At 42.3% G+C, this 21237-nt stretch carries 19 protein-coding genes and 1 tRNA gene; 19 read left to right on the top strand and 1 reads right to left on the bottom strand.

The features are described 5' to 3' along the window. Window positions 1-16 precede the first annotated feature (16 nt). Window positions 17-99: transfer RNA gene (locus tag ACOYVE_RS00200), tRNA-Leu, on the bottom strand. Between the two features lie 167 nt (window positions 100-266). Here ACOYVE_RS00200 and ACOYVE_RS00195 point away from each other — a divergent pair. The 19 genes from ACOYVE_RS00195 (at window position 267) to radC (ending at window position 21172) form a co-directional block, all read left to right on the top strand. After that, complete coding sequence (locus tag ACOYVE_RS00195; RefSeq protein ID WP_014856938.1) at window positions 267-2174, top strand: protein kinase domain-containing protein; 1908 nt, start codon at window positions 267-269, stop codon at window positions 2172-2174. A 7-nt stretch (window positions 2175-2181) separates the two neighbouring features. Beyond that, window positions 2182-3444 (top strand): UDP-N-acetylglucosamine 1-carboxyvinyltransferase, encoded by a 1263-nt coding sequence (murA, locus tag ACOYVE_RS00190; RefSeq protein ID WP_014856939.1) that lies wholly within the window; start codon window positions 2182-2184, stop codon window positions 3442-3444. Then, entirely contained in the window at window positions 3434-5626 is a 2193-nt protein-coding gene (locus ACOYVE_RS00185; protein WP_422880467.1) for a tetratricopeptide repeat protein, read from the top strand. Before murA ends, ACOYVE_RS00185 begins: the two co-directional genes overlap by 11 nt. Further along, window positions 5619-7031, top strand: coding sequence for a CCA tRNA nucleotidyltransferase (locus ACOYVE_RS00180; protein ID WP_014856941.1), 1413 nt, complete (start codon window positions 5619-5621; stop codon window positions 7029-7031). Before ACOYVE_RS00185 ends, ACOYVE_RS00180 begins: the two co-directional genes overlap by 8 nt. An 87-nt stretch (window positions 7032-7118) precedes the next feature. Further along, window positions 7119-8465, top strand: coding sequence for a TolC family protein (locus ACOYVE_RS00175; protein ID WP_014856942.1), 1347 nt, complete (start codon window positions 7119-7121; stop codon window positions 8463-8465). 15 nt (window positions 8466-8480) lie between these two features. Beyond that, on the top strand, window positions 8481-9752 hold the full coding sequence (locus ACOYVE_RS00170) for an efflux RND transporter periplasmic adaptor subunit (protein ID WP_014856943.1): 1272 nt from the start codon (window positions 8481-8483) through the stop codon (window positions 9750-9752). Between the two features lie 12 nt (window positions 9753-9764). Beyond that, the gene (locus ACOYVE_RS00165; RefSeq protein ID WP_014856944.1) at window positions 9765-10487 is read left to right on the top strand and encodes an ABC transporter ATP-binding protein; all 723 of its coding nucleotides are present in this window, start codon (window positions 9765-9767) and stop codon (window positions 10485-10487) included. 10 nt (window positions 10488-10497) lie between these two features. Continuing rightward, entirely contained in the window at window positions 10498-11736 is a 1239-nt protein-coding gene (locus ACOYVE_RS00160) for an ABC transporter permease (protein ID WP_014856945.1), read from the top strand. Then, on the top strand, window positions 11736-12968 hold the full coding sequence (locus ACOYVE_RS00155) for an ABC transporter permease (protein ID WP_014856946.1): 1233 nt from the start codon (window positions 11736-11738) through the stop codon (window positions 12966-12968). The genes ACOYVE_RS00160 and ACOYVE_RS00155 overlap by 1 nt, the downstream gene beginning before the upstream one ends. Before the next feature lie 160 nt (window positions 12969-13128). After that, complete coding sequence (gene dapF / locus ACOYVE_RS00150; RefSeq protein ID WP_014856947.1) at window positions 13129-13968, top strand: diaminopimelate epimerase; 840 nt, start codon at window positions 13129-13131, stop codon at window positions 13966-13968. A gap of 11 nt (window positions 13969-13979) precedes the next feature. Further along, a complete protein-coding gene (locus ACOYVE_RS00145) occupies window positions 13980-14282 on the top strand; it encodes an antibiotic biosynthesis monooxygenase (RefSeq protein ID WP_014856948.1) in 303 nt (100 codons plus the stop codon). A 16-nt stretch (window positions 14283-14298) separates the two neighbouring features. Then, window positions 14299-15339, top strand: a complete 1041-nt coding sequence (locus ACOYVE_RS00140) for a CehA/McbA family metallohydrolase (protein ID WP_014856949.1) — start codon at window positions 14299-14301, stop codon at window positions 15337-15339. A 146-nt stretch (window positions 15340-15485) separates the two neighbouring features. After that, window positions 15486-16076 (top strand): tetratricopeptide repeat protein, encoded by a 591-nt coding sequence (locus tag ACOYVE_RS00135; RefSeq protein WP_157867401.1) that lies wholly within the window; start codon window positions 15486-15488, stop codon window positions 16074-16076. Window positions 16077-16127: 51 nt separating this feature from the next. After that, window positions 16128-16694: an elongation factor P gene (efp, locus tag ACOYVE_RS00130; RefSeq protein WP_014856951.1), complete on the top strand. Its 567-nt coding sequence runs from the start codon at window positions 16128-16130 to the stop codon at window positions 16692-16694. A gap of 13 nt (window positions 16695-16707) precedes the next feature. Continuing rightward, window positions 16708-17181, top strand: a complete 474-nt coding sequence (accB, locus tag ACOYVE_RS00125; RefSeq protein WP_014856952.1) for an acetyl-CoA carboxylase biotin carboxyl carrier protein — start codon at window positions 16708-16710, stop codon at window positions 17179-17181. An 11-nt stretch (window positions 17182-17192) separates the two neighbouring features. After that, window positions 17193-18545: an acetyl-CoA carboxylase biotin carboxylase subunit gene (gene accC, locus ACOYVE_RS00120; protein ID WP_014856953.1), complete on the top strand. Its 1353-nt coding sequence runs from the start codon at window positions 17193-17195 to the stop codon at window positions 18543-18545. Then, window positions 18542-18919 (top strand): glycine cleavage system protein GcvH, encoded by a 378-nt coding sequence (gcvH, locus tag ACOYVE_RS00115; protein ID WP_014856954.1) that lies wholly within the window; start codon window positions 18542-18544, stop codon window positions 18917-18919. The genes accC and gcvH overlap by 4 nt, the downstream gene beginning before the upstream one ends. A 6-nt stretch (window positions 18920-18925) precedes the next feature. Beyond that, a complete protein-coding gene (guaA, locus tag ACOYVE_RS00110) occupies window positions 18926-20467 on the top strand; it encodes a glutamine-hydrolyzing GMP synthase (RefSeq protein WP_014856955.1) in 1542 nt (513 codons plus the stop codon). A 21-nt stretch (window positions 20468-20488) separates the two neighbouring features. After that, on the top strand, window positions 20489-21172 hold the full coding sequence (radC, locus tag ACOYVE_RS00105) for a RadC family protein (protein ID WP_014856956.1): 684 nt from the start codon (window positions 20489-20491) through the stop codon (window positions 21170-21172). Window positions 21173-21237 lie beyond the last annotated feature (65 nt).

Below are 21237 nucleotides of genomic sequence, written 5' to 3'. Positions count from 1 at the left end.
TTTTGTTATAAAATAGTGCGAGAGGGGGGACTCGAACCCCCACGTCGCAGTGACACTAGATCCTAAGTCTAGCGCGTCTACCAATTCCGCCACTCTCGCAATGACTTGCAAAAATATGCAAATAAAGTTAAAAATAAAAGAGAATTCAGACGACTGGATTGTTGAAATTCTAAATAATTTGCCGAAAATTCTTCCCTTTTCAAGGAGATTGAAAGGAATGTTATATCAATAATTTTTTATATTAATTAGTCAATTTTAACGGGCTTATGCAAAATCTTATCGGAATTCAAATCGATAATTACAGGATTGTTTCCGTTCTGGGCAAGGGCGGCATGGGAATTGTATATAAAGCCTACGATACCAAGCTTGACCGCTTTGTAGCCATAAAAATGTTGAATTCCGACATGTACGACCGCCTTAAGTTTATCGAACGATTCAAGAGGGAAGCGAAAAACCAGGCAAAATTGTCGCATCCGAACATCGTCACGGTTTACGGTTTTATCGAATACGACAATCTGCTCGGTATCGTGATGGAATATGTCGAAGGCGAAAGTCTCGACAAAATTTTAAGAAGACAGGGCAGATTCAATCTTTACGACGTGTTTTATATTCTTAAGCAGATTTTGCTCGGACTCGGCTATGCTCATTCGAAAGGTTTTGTGCACAGAGACATTAAACCTTCCAATATTGTTTTGAATAAAGAAGGCGTCGCCAAGGTGATGGATTTCGGTATATCGAAATCCTTATTCGACGATTCCGCGGTAACAAAAACGGGCGCTAAAATCGGCACCGTTTATTATATGAGTCCCGAACAGATTAAAGGCTACGACGTTACGAACAGGAGCGATATCTATTCATTGGGCTGTACGGCATACGAAATGATTGTAGGACATCCGCCCTTCGATTATGAAAGCGAATACGAGATTATGGACAGCCATCTCAAAAAGTCGCCTCCAAAAATTTCGTCGGCAATCGCCGGAATTCCGGAAATAGTCGACGAATTGATTTTGAGAGCAATGGCTAAAAATCCTAACGACAGATATGCTACATGCGAAGAAATGTACGAAGAAGTACAACGCGTTGACCAGCAGGTGGCTAAACTTTACACGAATTATTTCAGAAAAACCGAAGCGCGCTCTGCCACATATAAATTTATGTCAGCCTCGGCTTTTGCTCTCTTTTTTATTGTGTTAATCGGTATTTCGTATTTCGTTTATACTCAGGTGGACGAACTTCTGAAAAGTAACGCGTTGGAAGAATTGAAAAAGTACAATATAGAAGCGCTCTTTTCGTCGCCCGAAGACGAATTCAGTTTCAAGGAAATTGTCAGAATCCAATCGCCCGTTGACGTCAATCTCAACGGAATTTCATTCTCGGGAAATACTTTTGCCGTTGCAGTAGGAGATTCGGGCGTCATACTGACTTCGAATAATAACGGACAAAATTGGAAACTTATCGGCTACGACAAAAAAGTAAATCTAAGCGACGTTTATTGCTCGCCGCTCGGCAAGACCATTATTGTCGGCGATTCCTCGACAATTTTATACAGCGCAAATTTTCTCGATTCGATAAGGACTGTTCAGGTGCGGGGAGGGTATACTTTTTTCAGAGTGAAATTTATCGACGAGCAAACCGGATTTATTACGGGCAGCGACGGTCTTATTATGAAAACAGTCAACGGAGGAATCAGCTGGTATAAAGTGGTTACAAATACAAAGGATTTGATTTTCGACCTCGATTTTTCAAACGACAGACATGGTATAGCAGTGGGGTGGAACGGGCTTATGTTAACAACCGAAAACGGGGGAGAAAGCTGGCATCCGATTGAAAACGTAAAATTCGACAATTATATAAAATCGATTGATATTACCAAAGAAGGATATTGTCTGGCTGCGGGGGGAGATGCTACTATTCTGCGATCGATAAATTACGGCAAAGATTGGGAAATCGAAAAAGTCGCTGAATTGGGAGGCTTGCAAAAAGTACTCTTCATTTCCGAAAATTACGCCGTGGTAACGGGAAGCAAGGGTATATTAATGTTCTCGAAAGACAAGGGCAATACATGGAATCTGATTGAAAGCAGAATTTATTCCAATATGAACGACCTGGAACTGAGTCCGGAACGTGAATTATTTATGGTCGGCGTTAACGGGATGATTTTTAAAATATTTTAGAGGAAATGTGGAAAAGTTTATAATAAGAGGCGGCAAAATACTGGAAGGCAAAGTCGATGTCAGCGGCGCCAAGAATTCGGCGCTGGCTCTCATGCCTGCTACTTTGTTGAACGACGGGATTAACGCTATCGAAAATACTCCCGAAGTGAACGATATCCATACAATGATTAAATTAATGACCGAGTTGGGCTCTAATATTAATTTCGACAAACATCGTCTTACGATCGACAACTCGAATGTCAATAATCAGGTTGCTCCGTATGAATTGGTTAAGAAAATGAGGGCTTCGATATATGTGCTGGGACCTCTCTTGACGCGATTCGGCTATGCAAAAGTTTCAATGCCCGGAGGATGCGCCTGGGGACCGCGTCCGATTAATCTGCATTTGGAAGCCATGAAAAAATTGGGCGCAGAAATAGAACTCGAACTCGGTTATATAATTGCTAAATCAAAACGTCTTCGCGGCGCCAAAATTCATTTCGACGTACCTTCTGTGGGAGCCACAGGCAATACGCTCATGGCTGCCGCGCTGGCAAAAGGATCGACGCTTATTTCAAATGCCGCGACCGAACCTGAAATAGTATCGTTAGCCGAATATCTGACAAAAATGGGCGCTAAGATAAACGGTATCGGAACTAAAATGATTGAAATTGAAGGAGTCGATACCCTTAGTCCCGCCGACTATTATAACATTCCGGATCGGATTGAAGCCGGAACTTTGTTGATTGCAGCGGGAATTACAGGCGGCAACGTTACCCTTTGCAACGTTATGCCTAATCACGTGGATACTATTTTAATTAAATTGGAAGAAGCCGGATTCCGTTTAGAAAGCAATGAAAACGAAATAACACTCCGCTCGACCGGGGCGATTGCAAATGTGGATGTAACTACAGACGTATATCCCGGATTTCCGACAGACATGCAGGCTCAATGGATTGCATTGATGTCTTTGGCTAATGGCACATCTACAATTACGGATACGATTTATCCCGACAGATTCAATCATGTTCCGGAATTGGCGAGATTGGGCGCGAATATCGAAGTTGTCAACAACAGCGCCGTGGTTAAAGGAGTGGGAAAATTAACGGGCGCAAAAGTTATGTCAACGGACTTGAGAGCCAGCGCTTCGTTGGTGCTTGCCGGATTGGCTGCTTCGGGAACCACGGAAATACTTAGAATCTATCATATCGACAGGGGATATCAACGAATCGAAGAAAAACTAAAAACACTCGGAGCGGATATCGAAAGAGTAAAAACCGATGAGTATTAAAAAGCGTTTTTACGACAATAAATTTTTTTTAATAATTTTAGGTGTCCTGGCTCTCTTTGAAGCGCTCATTTCCAGACTCCCGCTTTTTAATACATTCGATTATGAATTCTCCGCTTTGAACGGCATACTGCTGTTTATAGCGGGCGGTCTTGTTTTTCTAAAATACTCCGACGAATCAGACAGCGTTATTGCAGCTTACCGCAAAATTTCAATCAAATTATTTAGCGTCGCCCTTCTTGTTCTGATCTCCGGCTTCTCGATTTATCTGTTCGTCAACCGCTGTCCCGTTGAATACGGTATCGCTTTTTATTTTATTATTACTCTGCCTTCTCTTCTGACCGGTTCCGTCGCGGCGTATATAATTAAACTGATTTTCAAAAAACATCGCTTTGTTGTTTTCATTCTTTTCTCGATAATATTACTATCGTTATCGTTAATTGAATTTTATTTCTACCCTCAAGTTTATTTTTATAATCCGATCTTCGGATATTTTTCGGGCACAATTTACGACGAGAGTATAGTTATTACCGATAAACTTATTTATTACAGAGTTTTCAGTTTATTGACGGGGTTTGTAATTCTGCTGGCATCGCTGGAAAATAAGAAGAGAGAAATATTAAACAATACTATACTGGCGGCGTTAATAGCCGCATTGTTGTTTACGATCTGGATATTCAAACCGGTTCTCGGATTTGCTACGAACAAAAATTTATTGCAAAATAAGCTGGGGTTGCATATCGAAACGCGACACGCACAAATATATGCGCCGACGGATTACGGATACGGGAAGTATGCCGTATTGCTGTTCGAATATTATTACGAACGACTAAACGACCTATTCGAATCTAAAGGTGAACAAATTCAGGTTTATTTATTCAGGGACAGCCGGCAGAAAAAAGAATTGTTCGGCAGCGGGAGCGTGGATATGTCAAAACCGTGGACTAATCAAATATTTACCGACGTCGGCGGCTTCGAATCGACTCTGAAACATGAAATCGTGCATGCTCTGATGGCTAAATATTCAAATCCGCCATTTTATATACCGTTGAATCCGGCGCTTCTGGAAGGCGCAGCCTCAGCATTGGATAATAATTATTACGGTTATCCGGTGCATTTTATGGCAAAGTTAGCGTACGATAACGGATACCGTACGGATATTAAAAAATTATTCACGGATTTTTCCTTCTATTCCAATTACGCGGGCGTTTCATACGTATATGCAGGGTCTTTCGTTAAATATTTGATCGACAAATACGGCATAAACGATGTGATTGAATATTACGGCTCGAACGATTTTGTGAAAACATTCAACAAAACGCCCGACGCGGTTATCGAAGAATATTACGATTTTCTTCAAAATCTTCCCGAAATAAATAATAAAGAGGCGGCGCGGCTTTATTTCGGCGGCAAACCCATTTTCAAAAAAACTTGCGTCCGTTACGCCGCGCGTGAAACAAACAGGGGATATCGATACTATAATCAGAAAGATTTTTTGAAAGCGACGCAAATATTCGAAAAAGTTTATTCCGAGACGAAATCGTATGCATCGTTACAGGGATTGATCAGATCTTACTTGGCGCAAAAAAAATATTCGGAAGCGTTAAAAATTCTTTCAAAAGAAATTAAAAACTTTAACGAAACTCCTTATATTTACGTATTGAAATTATCGTACGGGGACGTTTCCGCTTTGGCAAATGATTTTGAGGGCGCCCTCAGTTTGTATAAGGAAATTAAAAAGATGAAACTGAATCCCGGATACTATTTCAATTCTTCATTGAAAATATATTTAATCGAACAGAATCGAATCAAAGAGTACTTGACCGGCGACAGCGCCGCTAAGAAAAAAATATTGCTCGACGCGCTGCAAAACGGAGCTTATGAAGTCTTATACGAATTATGCGATTTGATGAATAGCGAAGACGATTTTACGGAGGCGCTGAATAAATTCAAATATATCGACAACACGGATGAAAATAATATTTTTCTGTTGATGAAATTATCTCGATGCGCATTAAAAAACGGATATCTGAAAATAGCTAAAGAAATAGCCATAAGCGCCGCAAAAGGAATCGACGGTATTTATTGGCGGGAAATAACAGCCGAAAATCTGAGAATGGTCAATTGGTTCGTGAATTTTTCTGGAGACACAGAACTCAAAACAAATATTCCGGCTTATGATTGATTTCAAAAAAGAATTATCCAAATACGACTTTTTAAAAAATTTTACCGAACTGGCAAGTAAAAGAAACGAGAAGGTATATCTCGTAGGAGGATTTGTCAGAGATATAATCTTGAAAAGAAGCAGGGATGAAATGGATTTCCTGGTGGTCGGCGACGGACCCGAATTTGCAAAAGAACTTGCAAATCAATTCAATGTGGGTAAGGTTACAATATATAAGAATTTCGGCACCGCTCATTTTAATTATCAGGGAATTTCTTTCGAATTTGTGGGAGCTCGAAAGGAATCGTACAACAGGCATAGCAGAAATCCGGAAGTTGCTCCGGGAACGCTGGATGACGATCTGAACCGCAGGGATTTTACCATCAATACATTGGCGCTTTCGTTGAATAAAGATTCTTTCGGCGAGTTAATCGATAAATTCGGCGGTTTGAACGATATTGAAAACAAGGTAATAAGAACGCCTTTGGATCCGGAGACAACTTTCAACGACGACCCTCTCCGCATTATGCGCGCAGTCAGATTTGCCGCTCAGCTCCAGTTTGATATAGAAGAAAATACTTTGAAAGCGGCTTCGCAGATGGCCGAGCGTCTTAAAATCGTTTCGCAGGAAAGAATTACGGAAGAGTTTTTTAAGATACTTGCCGCGCCGGCGCCTTCGATTGGACTTAAGTTGATGTATGAAAACGGCATAATGAAAGTTGTGTTTCCGGAAATAGCCGAATTGGGCGGAGTGGAACAACGCAAAGATTTTCATCATAAAGATGTTTTTTATCATACTTGCATTGTTGTCGACAATCTGGCTAAAGTAACGGATAATATATGGCTGAGATTCGCAGGTTTGGCGCACGATATAGCCAAGCCGAAAACCAAAAAATTTATCGAAGGAATCGGATGGACATTCCACGGACACGAGGAAATAGGAGCCAGAATGATGAAGAAAATTTTTCATCGATTGAAATTGCCGATGAATAAACTTCATTATGTCGAAAAGCTCGTACGGCTTCATCTGCGTCCCATCGCGCTGGTGGAAGAGCATGTTACCGATTCGGCAATAAGAAGACTGGCGGCGGCGGCGGGCGAAGATCTAGACGATTTGATTACATTATGCCGCGCCGACGTCACAAGCAAGAATCCCGAAAAAGTTAGCAAGTATCTGTCGAATTATGACCGCGTTATGGAAAAGGTTAAAGAAGTTCAGGAGAAAGACAAGTTGAGGGCGTTCCAGTCGCCCGTGCGCGGAGACGAAATTATGAAAGTCTGCGGCATCCCCCCATCGAGAACAGTCGGCGAAATAAAGAAGGCAATCGAAGAGGCTATTCTCGACGGTAAAATTCAAAATACTTACGAAGACGCATATAATTATTTTTTGCAAATAAAAGACGAATATTTAAAGAAAGAAAAATAATTTTGAAAATCTTGAAACTTTCTTTTTAATATTGCGTCGTAATCAATGTAAATTCGGTGCAAATAAAGAGCACAAATAGGAGTGATAATGAAAAAAGTAATTCTGCCATTATTAATTATTCTGACCGCCGTCCCTATAACGGCTCAGAAAAAATTAACGCTCGATAAGGCAATATCGATAGCGCTCGACCGGAACACTGCGCTAATTAAAACTCAGAATAATATCGAATCAAATTATTCTCAACTCAAGAATGCTTACGGCGAACTTCTGCCTTCTTTCGGGCTGCAGGCTCAATGGAACTGGCAGCGGGTTAACGACGTTGGCGGCACTCAAAGAGATTTCTTCGGCAATGTAGTCGAAATTCCCCCCTCCCAAACGGACAGCCGGTACTATTCGGTAGGTATGGGAGGCAATCTGGTGCTGTTTGACGGTCTTGCTAATGTGTCAAATATCTATCAAAAGAAATATAATTTGAAAGCCGCCGAGTATAATCTCGAAAAAGTTAAACAAAATGTGGTCTACGAAACCACCGATTATTTTTATCAGGTATTGAACGCGCGCGAATTGATGAAAGTCCGCGAAGAAAACGTTAAATATTACCAGAAATTTTACGAAACGGTTAGTGAAAAAAATAAGTTGGGTTCCGTCGCAAAAGCCGACGTCTATACGGCGCAGGTGCAACTAGGCAACGCGGAACTTCAACTGATACAGGCTCGCAATACTTATGAAACGGCATTAAGCAATCTGCTGAATTATTTGGGACTCGACGTGCTCGAAGATTACGACCTTGTCGATCCGTTCGAGGGGAAGAAAAGCATCGATACCGATTTTTATATGAAAGATTTCGACGATATACAGACAATGGTCAACTATGCGCTGGAAAACAGATTCGATTATAAGAGTTTGGAATTCAATCTGAACTCCGCGCGTAAAGGTCTTAATATAGCGCGCTCGGGATTGTTCCCTGTGCTCTCGGCAAATTACTCCTGGTCGACTTCTTCGGTCGATGTAAATAAATTGTTCGACAGGAAAGTTTTCTACATAGGTGCTACTTTGAGCATACCGATATTCTCAAATTGGTCGACAGAAAATCAAATTCAGCTGGCTGAAGTAAATCTTAAAAATATTAACGAAGATTTAAACGCGCTCGAAAGACAGATTAAAATCGAAATCAAACAGGGTTACCTCGATCTGACCGCTGCCAAAAAGAGTCTCGACGTAGCCACTAAAAACGTCATGGCTGCGGAAGAAAATCGCAAGTTAAATCAGGAACGCTACAATTTGGGCGCCGGCACCATACTCGACGTGCTTCAATCCGACAGGGATTATATCGACGCGGTAAGGAGCAAAATCAACGCGTTGTATGATTTCTATACGAAGTACGACAGGCTGCAGAATTCTCTCGGTAAATTAGATTACAAAAAATTTGAATAAAAGGAGTTAATTAAAATGGCTAATGGGAAAAAGAAATCCAGAAAAAAATTATTTGTTTTCGGCGGACTGGGATTGTTGCTTGTTGTTGTAATTCTCCTGGTTGCATTTGCGGGTAATAAAGAAGAAATTATTCCCGTACAAACCGAAAAAGTTTCAAGACGCACTATAACGCAGGTGGTAACTGCAACGGGAAAAATTAATCCCGAATTTCAGGTTAAAATTGCAGCCGAAGCTACGGGCGAAATTGTGAGTCTGTTGGTTCAAGAAGGAGACCACGTCAAAAAAGGACAATTGCTTTTGCGGATTAAACCCGATATCTACGAAGCTCAGAAGAACAGCGCCGAAGCCCGTCTTCAACAGGCTCGCGCGTCGTTGAGTTCTACAAAAGCTTTGCTCGAAAAAGTCGAATCGGATTACAAACGCGTTCAGGAATTGACTCAGAAAGGATTGGCAAGCGACGCCGATCTTGAAGCCGCCCGCTCGAATTATTTGCAAACTCTCGGCAATTACGAATCGCAAAAGTCCTTGGTCTCACAAGCCGAAGCGGCTTTGAAAGAGGCTATCGAAACTCTGAATAAAACTTATGTCTATTCGCCGATGGACGGCACCATAAGCAAATTGAACGTAGAACTGGGCGAAAGAGTCATCGGCAGCGGCTTTACAGGCACGGAGCTTTTAACGGTTGCGGATTTGAATAATATGGAAGCTACGGTTGAAGTGGATGAAAACGACGTTGTGCTCGTGTCGATCGGAGACACGGCTAAGATTAATATCGACGCTTTCGGCGACAAAGTGTTCAAAGGAATTGTTACTCAGATTGGCAACAGCGCAATAACTTCGGGACTGGGAACGCAGGATGAGGTGGTCAACTTCGAAGTTAAAATTCGTTTGACCGATAAAGACGATAAAATACGTCCGGGAATGTCGTGCGATGCAGACATTGAAACGGAGACCAAAGAAAACGTCCTTGCGGTTCCGATTCAAAGCGTTACAGCCAGAGTGCCTAAACCTGAAAAATCGGAGGAAGGCGACGAAGACAACGTTAAAGAAAACAACAGGAAAAATAAACCGCAGGAAGTGGTTTTTATTGTTGAAAACGGAAAAGCCAAAATGGTTAAAGTGAAGACCGGCATAAGCGACGATAATTATATCGAAATTATCGAAGGATTGCAAGGCGGCGAAGAAGTTATCAGCGGTCCTTATCGTGCAATATCGAAAGAACTTGAAGACGGAAAAACTGTCACAGTAACATCAGGCAAGTCAAAATTGGCACAAAACGAAAAATAAGGCGGTAATGCTATGAACATAATCAATATTGAACATATTGCAAAAATATATCAGGTGGGCAGCGAAGAAGTTCATGCTCTAAGGGATGTATCGTTGCGAATCGACAAAGGTGAATACGTCGCCATTATGGGTCCGTCGGGTTCAGGTAAATCGACTTTGATGAATATTATCGGCTGCCTCGATACTCCGACGAAAGGCTTGTATGATTTCAAGGGCGTTAACGTAAGCGAAATGAGCGACAACGAACTGGCTGCCATCAGAAATCGCGAAATTGGTTTCGTGTTCCAGACTTTTAATTTACTTCCACGTTCGGACGCATTGCACAATGTGGAACTGCCTTTGATTTATGCAGGAGTGCCGGCTCACGTAAGAAAAGAACGCGCCCGATTGGCTCTCGAACAAGTGGGACTTGCCGACAGAATTCATCATAAACCGAATGAACTCTCGGGCGGTCAGCGTCAGAGAGTCGCAATTGCAAGAGCGCTTGTAACCGATCCTGCAATTATTCTCGCCGACGAGCCGACGGGTAATCTCGATACTAAAACCGGCGAAGATATTATGGCTCTCTTCAACGAAATCTACGAACAAGGTAATACTATTATTCTTGTCACTCACGAAGAATATATAGCCGAACACGCAGAAAGAATTATAAGAATTCGCGACGGTTTGATAGAAAAAGACGAGAAAGTTCTTAACCGTTATGTTCCTCAAAAGAACGGCGCTTCAAAAACATAAAGGATTCGATATGAAAGAGTATTTATATGAACTGAAAGAAGGCTTGATTATTTCGTTTAGAGCAATCGCTTCCAACAAGGCGCGTTCTGTACTGACTACGCTCGGCATTATTATCGGCGTTACGTCGGTCGTGCTTATGTCGACGGCAATAAACGGCATTGACAACGCATTCCAAAAAGGTGTCTCTTCGTTGGGTTCCGATAATCTTTATATCGATAAATGGAAATGGTTCAACAACGATACGCCATGGTGGGAGCTGCGGAACCGAAGGAATTTGACACTGGAGGATTATGAAAGATTTAAGGAATTGGCTAAGCTGCCTTTGGCTACCGCTCCAACAGTTTGGTCGTATCAGAACGTTAAATATAAAGATAGAGTCGTCGAATCGATTATTGTTCAAGGCACAAATGACGAGTATATTAAAACTACAAATCTTACTTTCAGCGAAGGCAGGTTTTTCAATGAATTCGAAAGCAAGGGAGGCAGAAACGTTGTAGTCCTCGGTTACGAAATAGCCAAGAATCTTTTCCCGAACGGTTATGCGGTTGGGGAATTTGTGAGAGTTAAGGGACATAAGTTCAAGGTTGTCGGAGTTCTCGACGAGCAGGGAAGCTGGGTTATGGGCAACTTCAATCCGGACAAACAGATTTTTATGCCTCTGCAAAACATCTACAAATACTTTCAGGGAGAGAACTTCAGAAGCCTTACGATAAACGTAAGAGCCCGAAACAGTATGATGGTCGAAGCTACAAAAGAAGAAGCCATCGGCATTATGCGCAGAATAAGAGGACTGAAATATAACGAACCCGACGACTTTTCCATTAATCAGCAGGAAGGAATTCTTAATACGATTAATCAGACAGTAGGGGTAATTCAGATAGCCGGATTATTCATTACGGGCCTTGCGCTATTTGTAGGCGCCGTAGGAATTATGAATATAATGTTCGTCTCTGTAAAAGAGCGTACAAAAGAAATCGGCATCAGAAAAGCAATCGGCGCAAAAAGGAGAACCATCCTGAGTCAGTTTATTACCGAATCCGCTATTATCTGCCTTATTGGCGGTTTTTTAGGACTAATAATAGCGCTGATTTTGAGTCTTGTGGTCAATCAATTTTTGCCCACCTCCGTTCAGGTCGATACGATAATTCTCGCAATTGTTATATCGATAGCAACGGGCGTAATATCGGGATTTGCTCCCGCGTACACTGCAGCTAAACTGGATCCAGTAGAAGCATTGAGGTATGAATAATGGAATTCATCGAAATTATTAAAGTGGCGTTTAATTCTTTGAAAGCAAACCGGCTGCGTTCGATATTGACGGTAGTCGGAATTATTGTCGGTATTTTTTCGATTATTGCGATTAGTACAATAATCGAAATGCTGCAGACGAGCATTGAAAAAGGCGTATCGCAATTGGGGCAGAACACTTTCCAGATTCAAAAGTGGCCTGCGGTTCAAACCGGCGGGCGCGCCGAAAGAATGAAATACCGGAACAGACCCGATATTACGCTAGAAGAATATTATCGTCTTAAAGAAAAATTGACCGAAGCCAAATATGTGGGCGCGGAGCAATGGCAATTCGGTAAACAATTAAAAGCCGGCAATCTCGAAACAAATCCGAACGTGCCCGTGGCGGGAGTCACTCCGGAGGCGTTTCCAAATAATAAATGGGAGATTGAATCCGGCCGGGCTCTCAACGAACGCGACGTTCAAAGGTACGAACATTATATTGTCTTGGGACCCGACGTTGCCAAACGTCTGTTTCCCAATACTGACCCGATCGACCAATATGTAAAAGTCGACGGTCATAAATTGCGCGTGATTGGCGTCCTGGAGTCGCAGGGAGACGTTTTTGGTCAGAGCCAGGATAATTTTGCTATTATGCCGATTACTACTTTTCAATCGTTTTACGGCAAACGTTCCAGAAGCGTGAATATTACAGTCATGTCGTACGATAAAGAATCGTATAATCGTCTTATCGAACTTGCCGAAGGTTATTTCCGGTTAATAAGGAAAGTGCCGCCTGGCGAAGAGAGCGATTTTGAAATATGGTCTAACGAACAGGTGCTATCGCAAATCAACGATATTACATCGGGAGTGAGGATCGGTTCGATTGTAGTAGCCGCAATAGCGTTGCTTGCAGCAGGAGTTGGTATTATGAATATAATGCTGGTCTCGGTTACCGAACGAACGCGCGAAATCGGAATCAGAAAAGCTATCGGCGCCAAAAAAGTTAATATTCTCACTCAATTTATTTTCGAAGCCGTCACGCTTTCTCTGCTGGGTGGAATTGTAGGCATTGTGCTCGGTATTATAGTCGGTAATTTTGCCGGGTCGTTTCTCGACGCCACGGCTGTAATTCCTGTCGATTGGGTGCTGATTGGCGTCTTTTTGTGCGTGCTTATCGGAGTAGGATTCGGCACGTATCCGGCGTACAAAGCGGCTAATTTAGACCCGATCGATGCGCTCAGATACGAGTGATTAACTATACTGAAGAAAGAGGGCTCTTTATTTTTTTTCTTTAACAGGTTCGCAGACGTCTGCGCCAAAATAAGTCAGATTGTCTAAATGCCGTACATCTCTCAAAAAACATCTTTTTTGATTGCTTTCATTTTCATATTGAATTAAATTTGAAATCGCTATGAATCGAATTTATTTTTTTAAATGTTCCGCTGCGGGAAACGACTTCGTTCTTTTTGATGATGATATAACGCCGGATTTGAGTTTAGACGGAAAATTTATACGGAAAATATGCGACCGAAGATTAGGCGTAGGCGCCGACGGTATCATACGCATTAAAAATTCCGGTAAAGCGGATTTCGAAATGTTTTATTATAACTCCGACGGCACGGGCGGCATGCTGTGCGCAAACGGAGCAAGAGCCGCTCTGAAGTACGTCCGTTTCGCCGGCAAAGTTAAAAATAATGATATTGTTTTCGAATCATCCGGCAGACGATATAAAGGCAATATTGTTAGCGAAACCGAAATTAAATTTTATTTCTCGGATATCGGAGAGATTAACGTAATTGAGGATTTGGAAATAGCCGGCAGAAAGATCGCTGGTTACGAAATCGACACAGGCGCAAGGCATCTCGTCATAAATATTAACGATTTGAAAAATTCCGCGCCTGATGAATTATCTGATTTTCCGGTAGTTGAGCTGGGAAGAATAATCAGATATTCCGAACGGTTCGAACCGGAAGGAATAAATGTGAATTTCGTCGAATTTACAGGTCCCGAATTAAAAATAAGAACATACGAAAAAGGCGTAGAGGACGAAACTCTTTCGTGCGGCACGGGAAGCGCTGCGGCGGCAATTGTAGCGCATAAAATATTCAATTACAAACCGCCGGTCGTTTTGTATCCCAAAAGCGGCGATAAATTTATTGTCGATTTCAATGTGAATGGAAATAAAATTGCAGACGTCTCTTTAACAGGTCCTGCACAAATTATTTATAAAGGCGAATTATTAAACTTATAAAGAGGAAATAAATGAGTAGAGTTATTTTTTCAATCCGTTACAGTATTATTCCCGAAAAAAGGAGCGAATATCTTAACGTAGTAAAAGAATTAAAAAATCTTGTTCAGGCAGAGGGTCTGGAAAGTTATTCGGTTTATGAACAAAAAAATAAATCGAACTATTTTGAAGAAGTTTATATTTTCAGTTCGGAAGAAGCTTTTGAAGATTTCGACGACAATCAGGACGAACGCATCGATCTGTTGATGACAAAATTATCCGACCTGATAAAAGAACAAACCACTCAATACACCACGCTCGTCGAAGTGGAAGGTTAATATTACCGGGCGTATTATGTATGAATACACGGGCGCAATCCATATCCATTCGAATTTCTCGGACGGATCGGGTACGGTCGAAGAAATTGCGTCGTTTGCCGGCGAAGCCGGGCTCGACTATATAATTATTACCGACCATAATACGCTCAGGGCTCTCCACGAAGGCTACGAAGGATGGTACGATAAGACTCTTGTATTGGTCGGCTGCGAAATTAACGATAAAGAAAATAAGAACCATCTCCTGGCAATCGGAATTAACGAAGCTTATTCCACACGACTAAGCGCTAAAGAATACGTTAAACTTGTTAAAGACGCCGGCGGAATAGGCATTATTGCGCATCCGCACGAAAAAAGAAACTCGATGGAAAAACATCCGCCTTACCCGTGGACGGAATGGGACACGGATGACTTTACCGGCATCGAAATTTGGAATCATATGTCCGAGTGGATGGAAGGTTTGACCGAAGAAAATAAATATAATTATTTTGTCCATCCGCTCAAGTCGATAAGCGTGCCTCCGCAAGAAACTATAGAAGTGTGGGACAAACTGAATTTGAAAAGAAAAGTGGTGGGCGTTGGCGGCGTCGACGCTCATGCTCACAAGGTTAATCTGCTCGGTTTCTTCGAAGTCGAGGTTTTTCCCTACAAAGTGTTGTTCAAGTCGATACGCACGCACGTTCTGACAGACGAACCTCTTGAGCCTTCTAAGAGCGTCTATGAAAATAAGAATATCGTTCTTAACGCACTGAAAGAAGGGAGATGTTTCGTTTCTAACTTTTACAGAGGCGACGCGAAAGGTTTCGAATTCTATGCGCTTAAGGAGAATCGAAAATATTTTATGGGGGAAGCGCTTGACTTTTCCGGTAATGTGAAAATTAATGTCAGAGTGCCCGGCAAACCCGCCCGGGTGAAAATTATACGTAACGGTGAGATTTGTGAATCCGTAGACACGGCAGAATTATCAATGCCCGTCGATAAACCAGGCGTCTACAGAGCTGAAGTTTTTATAGGACATCACGGATGGATTTTTTCCAATCATATTAGAATTGGAATCTAATATTTACTAAATTTCTACTTCGATTTAAAAATTATTGTGAGGTTACTGTGTTACAGAAGAAGAAAAAAATAACCAAAAAAGAAATCAAACAAGACACACTCGTTACAACATTTTATAAGTTCAATACTTTTTTCCAAGAACACCAGATGAAAATTTATATCGGCGCTGCGGTGTTTGCGCTGATAATCGTAGCGGTAGTTCTTTATTCGAACAAAAAAGAAAATGACAACTTAATGGCCGCTACGCTTCTGACTAAAGTTATACCGTTTTACGATGCGGCTCAGTACGAGCAGGCTATTGCAGGCGACAAAGCTCAAAATATCACAGGATTGAAAGAGATAGTCGACAGATACGAAGGGACAGAGCAGGGAGAAACCGCTAAAATATATTTGGCTAATTGTTATCTTCTTACGGGCAAGATTGACGAAGCGTATGAATTGTATGACGATTACGGCGGCAGCAATCCTTTATTGAAAGCTACGTCTTTAGCGGGTAAAGCTGCGTATTACGAGGTTAAAGAAGAATACGAAGACGCCGCTGAATTTTATAGAAAAGCCGCCTCCGTTACAAAAGAAAATCCTTCGAATCCGGAATACTTGTTAAAAGCCGGAATAGCTCTTTTGAACGCAAATCAAAAAGAAGAAGCAAAAAAAATATTCCTGAAGATTCAGGAAGAATATAAAGACTATCCGCAAATGCAGGAAGTTAACAGGTATTTGGCGCTTGCGGAAAATTGACTATATTGGGAATTAACGGTTAATATTAATCAACAAACGAAGGTGCGATAAATGGCAGATACATCTGATTTCAGAAACGGTCTTATTATAAAATTCAAAGGGGAACCGTACGTTATAGTCGAATTTCAGCATGTTAAACCCGGCAAAGGCGGCGCTTTTGTCAGAACAACTTTGAAGAATTTACGCACAGGCAGAGTGCTCGACAATACTTTTCGCTCCGGCGAATCCGTCGACGTGGTTCGGGTCGAGAGAAGAAAATATCAGTTCCTCTATAAAGAAGCGTCGGGACTCGTATTGATGGACAACGAAACATACGAGCAAATTACAATTCCACAAGAATTGCTGGAAGAAAAAGTTCTCTATCTGAAAGAAGGAGAAGAAATCGAACTGCTCGTCGACGACGACGAAAAAATTATTTCAGCGGAAATTCCGATATTTGTTACGCTTAAAGTAGTTGAAACAGAGCCGGGCTTCAAAGGCGATACGGCAAACACCGCGCTTAAACCGGCTAAAGTTGAAACCGGCGCGACAATTAACGTGCCCCTTTTCATTAACGAAGGGGACGTATTGAAAGTCGATACGCGCACCGGTGAATACGTCGAAAGAGTCAAAAATTAAATAGTGGGCGAAAATGGACATTAACTTAGTAAAAAAGCTGATTAAAATAGTTGAGCAGAGCGATATATCGAAAATTTCGATTCAGGAGGGAGATGTAAAAATAAAAATATCGAAAAATTCGGATTCGCAGGCTCAAGTTGCATTTACGCAAAGCGCTCCGGCTCCCGTTCCGGCTCAAACGCCGACGGAACCGGCAATCGAAAAACAAACCGAAAAACAAACCGAAAAAGAGACTCCTAAGTCTAATCTGCACGAAATAAGGTCGCCTATTGTGGGCACGTTTTACAGAGCTCCCGCTCCTGATGCAGACCCGTATGTTAAAGTCGGCGACGAAGTAAGTCCCGGCACCGTTCTGTGTATTGTAGAAGCGATGAAGTTGATGAACGAAATCGAAAGCGACGTAAGCGGTAAAATCGTTAAGATTCTCGTTGAAAATGCAACCCCGGTTGAGTACAATCAGCCGCTCTTTTTAATCGAAACTTCGTAAAAGAGGAAAAAGTGTTTAAGAAAATTCTTATTGCAAATCGCGGCGAGATTGCGGTACGTATAATTCGTACATGCAAAGAGATGGGAATTAAAACCGTTGCCGTCTATTCTGAAGCCGACCGCGATTCTTTACATACATATCTGGCGGACGAAGCCGTTTGTATAGGCCCTCCGCAAAGCGGCAACAGCTATTTGAAAATTCCAAACATACTGTCGGCGGCAGCCATAACCGGAGCGGAAGCTATCCACCCGGGCTACGGATTCCTTGCCGAGAATGCCGAATTCAGCGAAATATGCGAAGAGTCGAACATAAAATTCATCGGTCCTTCGCCCGATTCTATCCGAAAGATGGGCGATAAATCATTTGCCAAAGAAACGATGAAAAGCGTCGGTGTGCCAGTCGTTCCCGGCAGCGACGGCGTAGTTAAAGACGTAAAAACTGCAAAAGAAGTTGCTTCCCAAATCGGTTACCCGGTAATGCTCAAAGCTTCTGCAGGCGGCGGCGGTAAAGGTATGAGAATCGTCTGGGAAGAAAAAGAAATCGAAAAGATGTTTCAAACCGCAAGTTCGGAGGCTGAAGCTGCTTTCGGCGTGCCCGACCTGTATATCGAAAAATTTATTGAAAATCCTCATCACGTCGAAATTCAGATAATGAGCGATCGCTACGGCAACGCATTTCACTACGGCGAACGCGATTGCTCGATTCAACGCAGGCACCAAAAATTAATTGAAGAATCGCCTTCTCCGCTGATTACTCCGGAAGTCCGTCAGAAAATGTGCGAAGCCGCATTGCTCGGCGTCAAAGCGGTCAATTACGAAGGCGCTGGCACAATTGAATTTCTGGTCGACAAATATCTCAATTTCTATTTTATCGAAATGAATACTCGAATACAGGTGGAACATCCCGTTACCGAGATGGTACGAAATACCGACCTTATTAAACAGCAGATTCTCGTAGCGGCTGGAGAACGACTCGATTCCCCGCCGTTGGAGCCGAGAGGACATTCGATTGAATTCCGCATCAACGCAGAGGATCCTGAACATAATTTCCGGCCCAGCCCGGGCAAAATTGAATATCTTCATTTTCCAGGCGGCTTTGGAGTTAGAATCGATTCCCATGTCTATAATCAATACGTCATTCCCCCGTACTACGATTCTTTAATTGCAAAACTGATCGTGTGGGGAACCGACAGAAAACACGCCATTGCAAGAGCAAGAAGAGCGTTCGAAGAATTTGCAGTCGAGGGTATTAAAACAACCATTCCTTTCCACCAAAAAATTCTTGAAAATGACGATTTTGTCAACGGAAATTTCGATACTTCATTTATCGACAAAAACTTAAATAAATTAATGAGGATGTCATGAACGTACCAGCGGAATTACTTTACACGAAAGACCACGAATGGATTAAAGTAGAAGGCAATACGGGAATTATCGGAATTACCGATTATGCCCAGAGCGAATTGGGCGATATTGTCTTTGTCGACATTAATCCGGGACTGGAAGAAATTAAAATGTCCGAATCATTCGGGACTATCGAAGCCGTTAAAACGGTTAGCGAACTCTATGCTCCGATAGACGGAAAAGTAATTGAAATTAATCCCAAATTACAGGATGAACCTCAGCTTGTAAATTCAGACCCGTATGGAGAAGGCTGGCTGATTAAAATTGAAATATCGAATCCTGATCAGGTAAATCAACTTCTCGATGCAGAAGCTTACAAAAATCAAATAGCCTGACTGCAGATGGAACATCCTCAAAAAATAATCATACTCGACTTCGGGTCGCAGTACACACAGCTTATTGCGCGTCGTATCCGCGAATCGAAAGTCTATTCCGAAATTCATCCTCATCATTACGATCTGAATAAAATTATCGAAGAACGCCCGAAAGGCATAATCCTTTCGGGCGGCCCGATGAGCGTTTACGACGAAGACGCTCCGGTCGTCGACAAAAAGATTTTTGAGCTCGGCATCCCGATATTGGGTATTTGTTACGGAATGCAGCTGATTGCCAGGTATAACGGCGGTAATGTCGAACCGGCTTCGAACAGGGAATACGGCAAAGCCGAGATTAATATTATCGGCGACGATAATCTTTTGAAGGATGTGGAAAACAATTCTGTGGTCTGGATGAGCCACGGCGATTATATTACCGAACTGCCGAATGATTACAAAATTATTGCGCGAACGGAAAACTCGCCCATTTGCGCGATCAGTAATCCCGCCAAAAAAATTTACGGACTCCAGTTTCACCCGGAAGTAGTTCATTCCAAAGACGGAAAAAAAATCATAGATAATTTTTTATTCGACTTATGCGGTTGCAAACCAGATTGGACGCCCGGCAATTTTATAGAAAATACGATCGATGAAGTAAAAAAACTTGTGGGTGACAAAAAGGCTATTTGCGCATTGAGCGGGGGCGTCGATTCCTCGGTGGCGGCCGTTCTGTTGCACAAGGCTCTCGGTAAAAATTTGATTAACATCCACGTCGACACAGGACTTATGCGCAAAAACGAATCGAACGACGTTGTTAAGATGTTCAAAGAAAACTTCGATATCGAATTAGTGCATGTGGACGCTTCGGAACTCTTCCTTGAAAGGCTCCAGGGAGTGACCGATCCGGAGAAAAAAAGAAAAATTATCGGAAATACTTTTATCGAGGTGTTCGAAAAGGAAGCAAAGAAATTCGAAGACGCTGAATTTCTCGTGCAGGGAACTCTTTACCCGGATGTAATCGAGTCGGTCTCGGTAAAAGGCAAGTCGGTTACAATTAAAACGCATCACAATGTTGGCGGATTGCCCGAAAGGATGAATTTGAAATTGATCGAACCCTTCCGCGAGCTTTTCAAAGATGAAGTGCGGGAAATCGGGTTGAAACTCGGCATTCCGGAAATATTTATTAAACGGCACCCGTTCCCGGGTCCCGGACTGGCGGTGCGCGTATTGGGAGAAATTACAAAAGAGCGCCTCGACATTCTTCGGGAAGCCGACGACATTTTTATCAAAGCCCTGCATGAAGACGGCATCTACGACAATATCTGGCAGGCTTTTGCTGTTTTACTGCCGGTTCAAAGCGTCGGGGTTATGGGCGACGCGCGCACATACGAAAACGTTCTGGCATTACGAGCCGTCACTTCGACCGATGGTATGACAGCGGATTGGTACCGCTTCGACCACCGGTTTCTGGAAAAAGTATCCAACAGAATAATCCGTTCGGTTAAGGGAATTAACCGCGTCGTCTACGATATCAGTTCCAAGCCTCCTTCCACTATCGAGTGGGAATAAGTAAAAAGAGGAGATAAAGGGATGGCTATCTTAAAAGAATTGCCGCCCGACGACCGCCCGAGAGAAAAACTTATAACCAAGGGCGTTCAAAGTCTTTCCGACGCAGAATTGCTTGCAATACTTCTTCGAACCGGAACCAAGGGAACCAACGTAATCGAGATTGCTAGAAACCTCCTGAAAAATTTTAAGGATTTGAGCGTTTTGTCAATTCAAACTTTCGACTCGTTGAAAAATCAGCGCGGAATAGGCAAAGACAAAGCGGCTACGTTATTGGCGGCTTTCGAGTTGGGCAGAAGAATAGACGCTAACCGCAGGTGGCGCTCCGACAAAAAGATCGTTTCTCCGTCAGATATTGCGGAGTATATGATTCCCATGCTTCGCGACGAAGTCAAAGAAAAATTTTATGTTGTGTGTTTAAGCAGCTCGAATAAAATCATTAAAGAATATAACTTGATTTCGGAAGGAAGTCTTAATTCGAGCGTCGTTCAGCCGAGGGAAGTCTTCAAAGTGGCAATCGAAAGCAATTCCGCCAGCGTAATACTCGTTCATAATCATCCCAGCGGCAATTTGGAACCGAGTAGGGAGGATATTCAACTGACAAAAAGGATGATCGAAGCCGGCAAATTGCTGAACATAAAGGTGCTCGATCACTTGATTATAGCTGGGAACAATTACACGAGTTTGGTTGAAAAAAGACTTGTATAATCAATATTATTGATTTTTTAGGGAAAATTTTCCTTATATTTAACATAGAAAATTACGTTTCATAT

The sequence above is a fragment of the Melioribacter sp. genome, from assembly GCF_049325435.1.
GTDB classification, from domain to species: domain Bacteria; phylum Bacteroidota; class Ignavibacteria; order Ignavibacteriales; family Melioribacteraceae; genus Melioribacter; species Melioribacter roseus.
The sequence above is the reverse complement of the archived record's forward strand: the minus strand, read 5'-3'. Positions and strand labels throughout refer to the sequence as shown.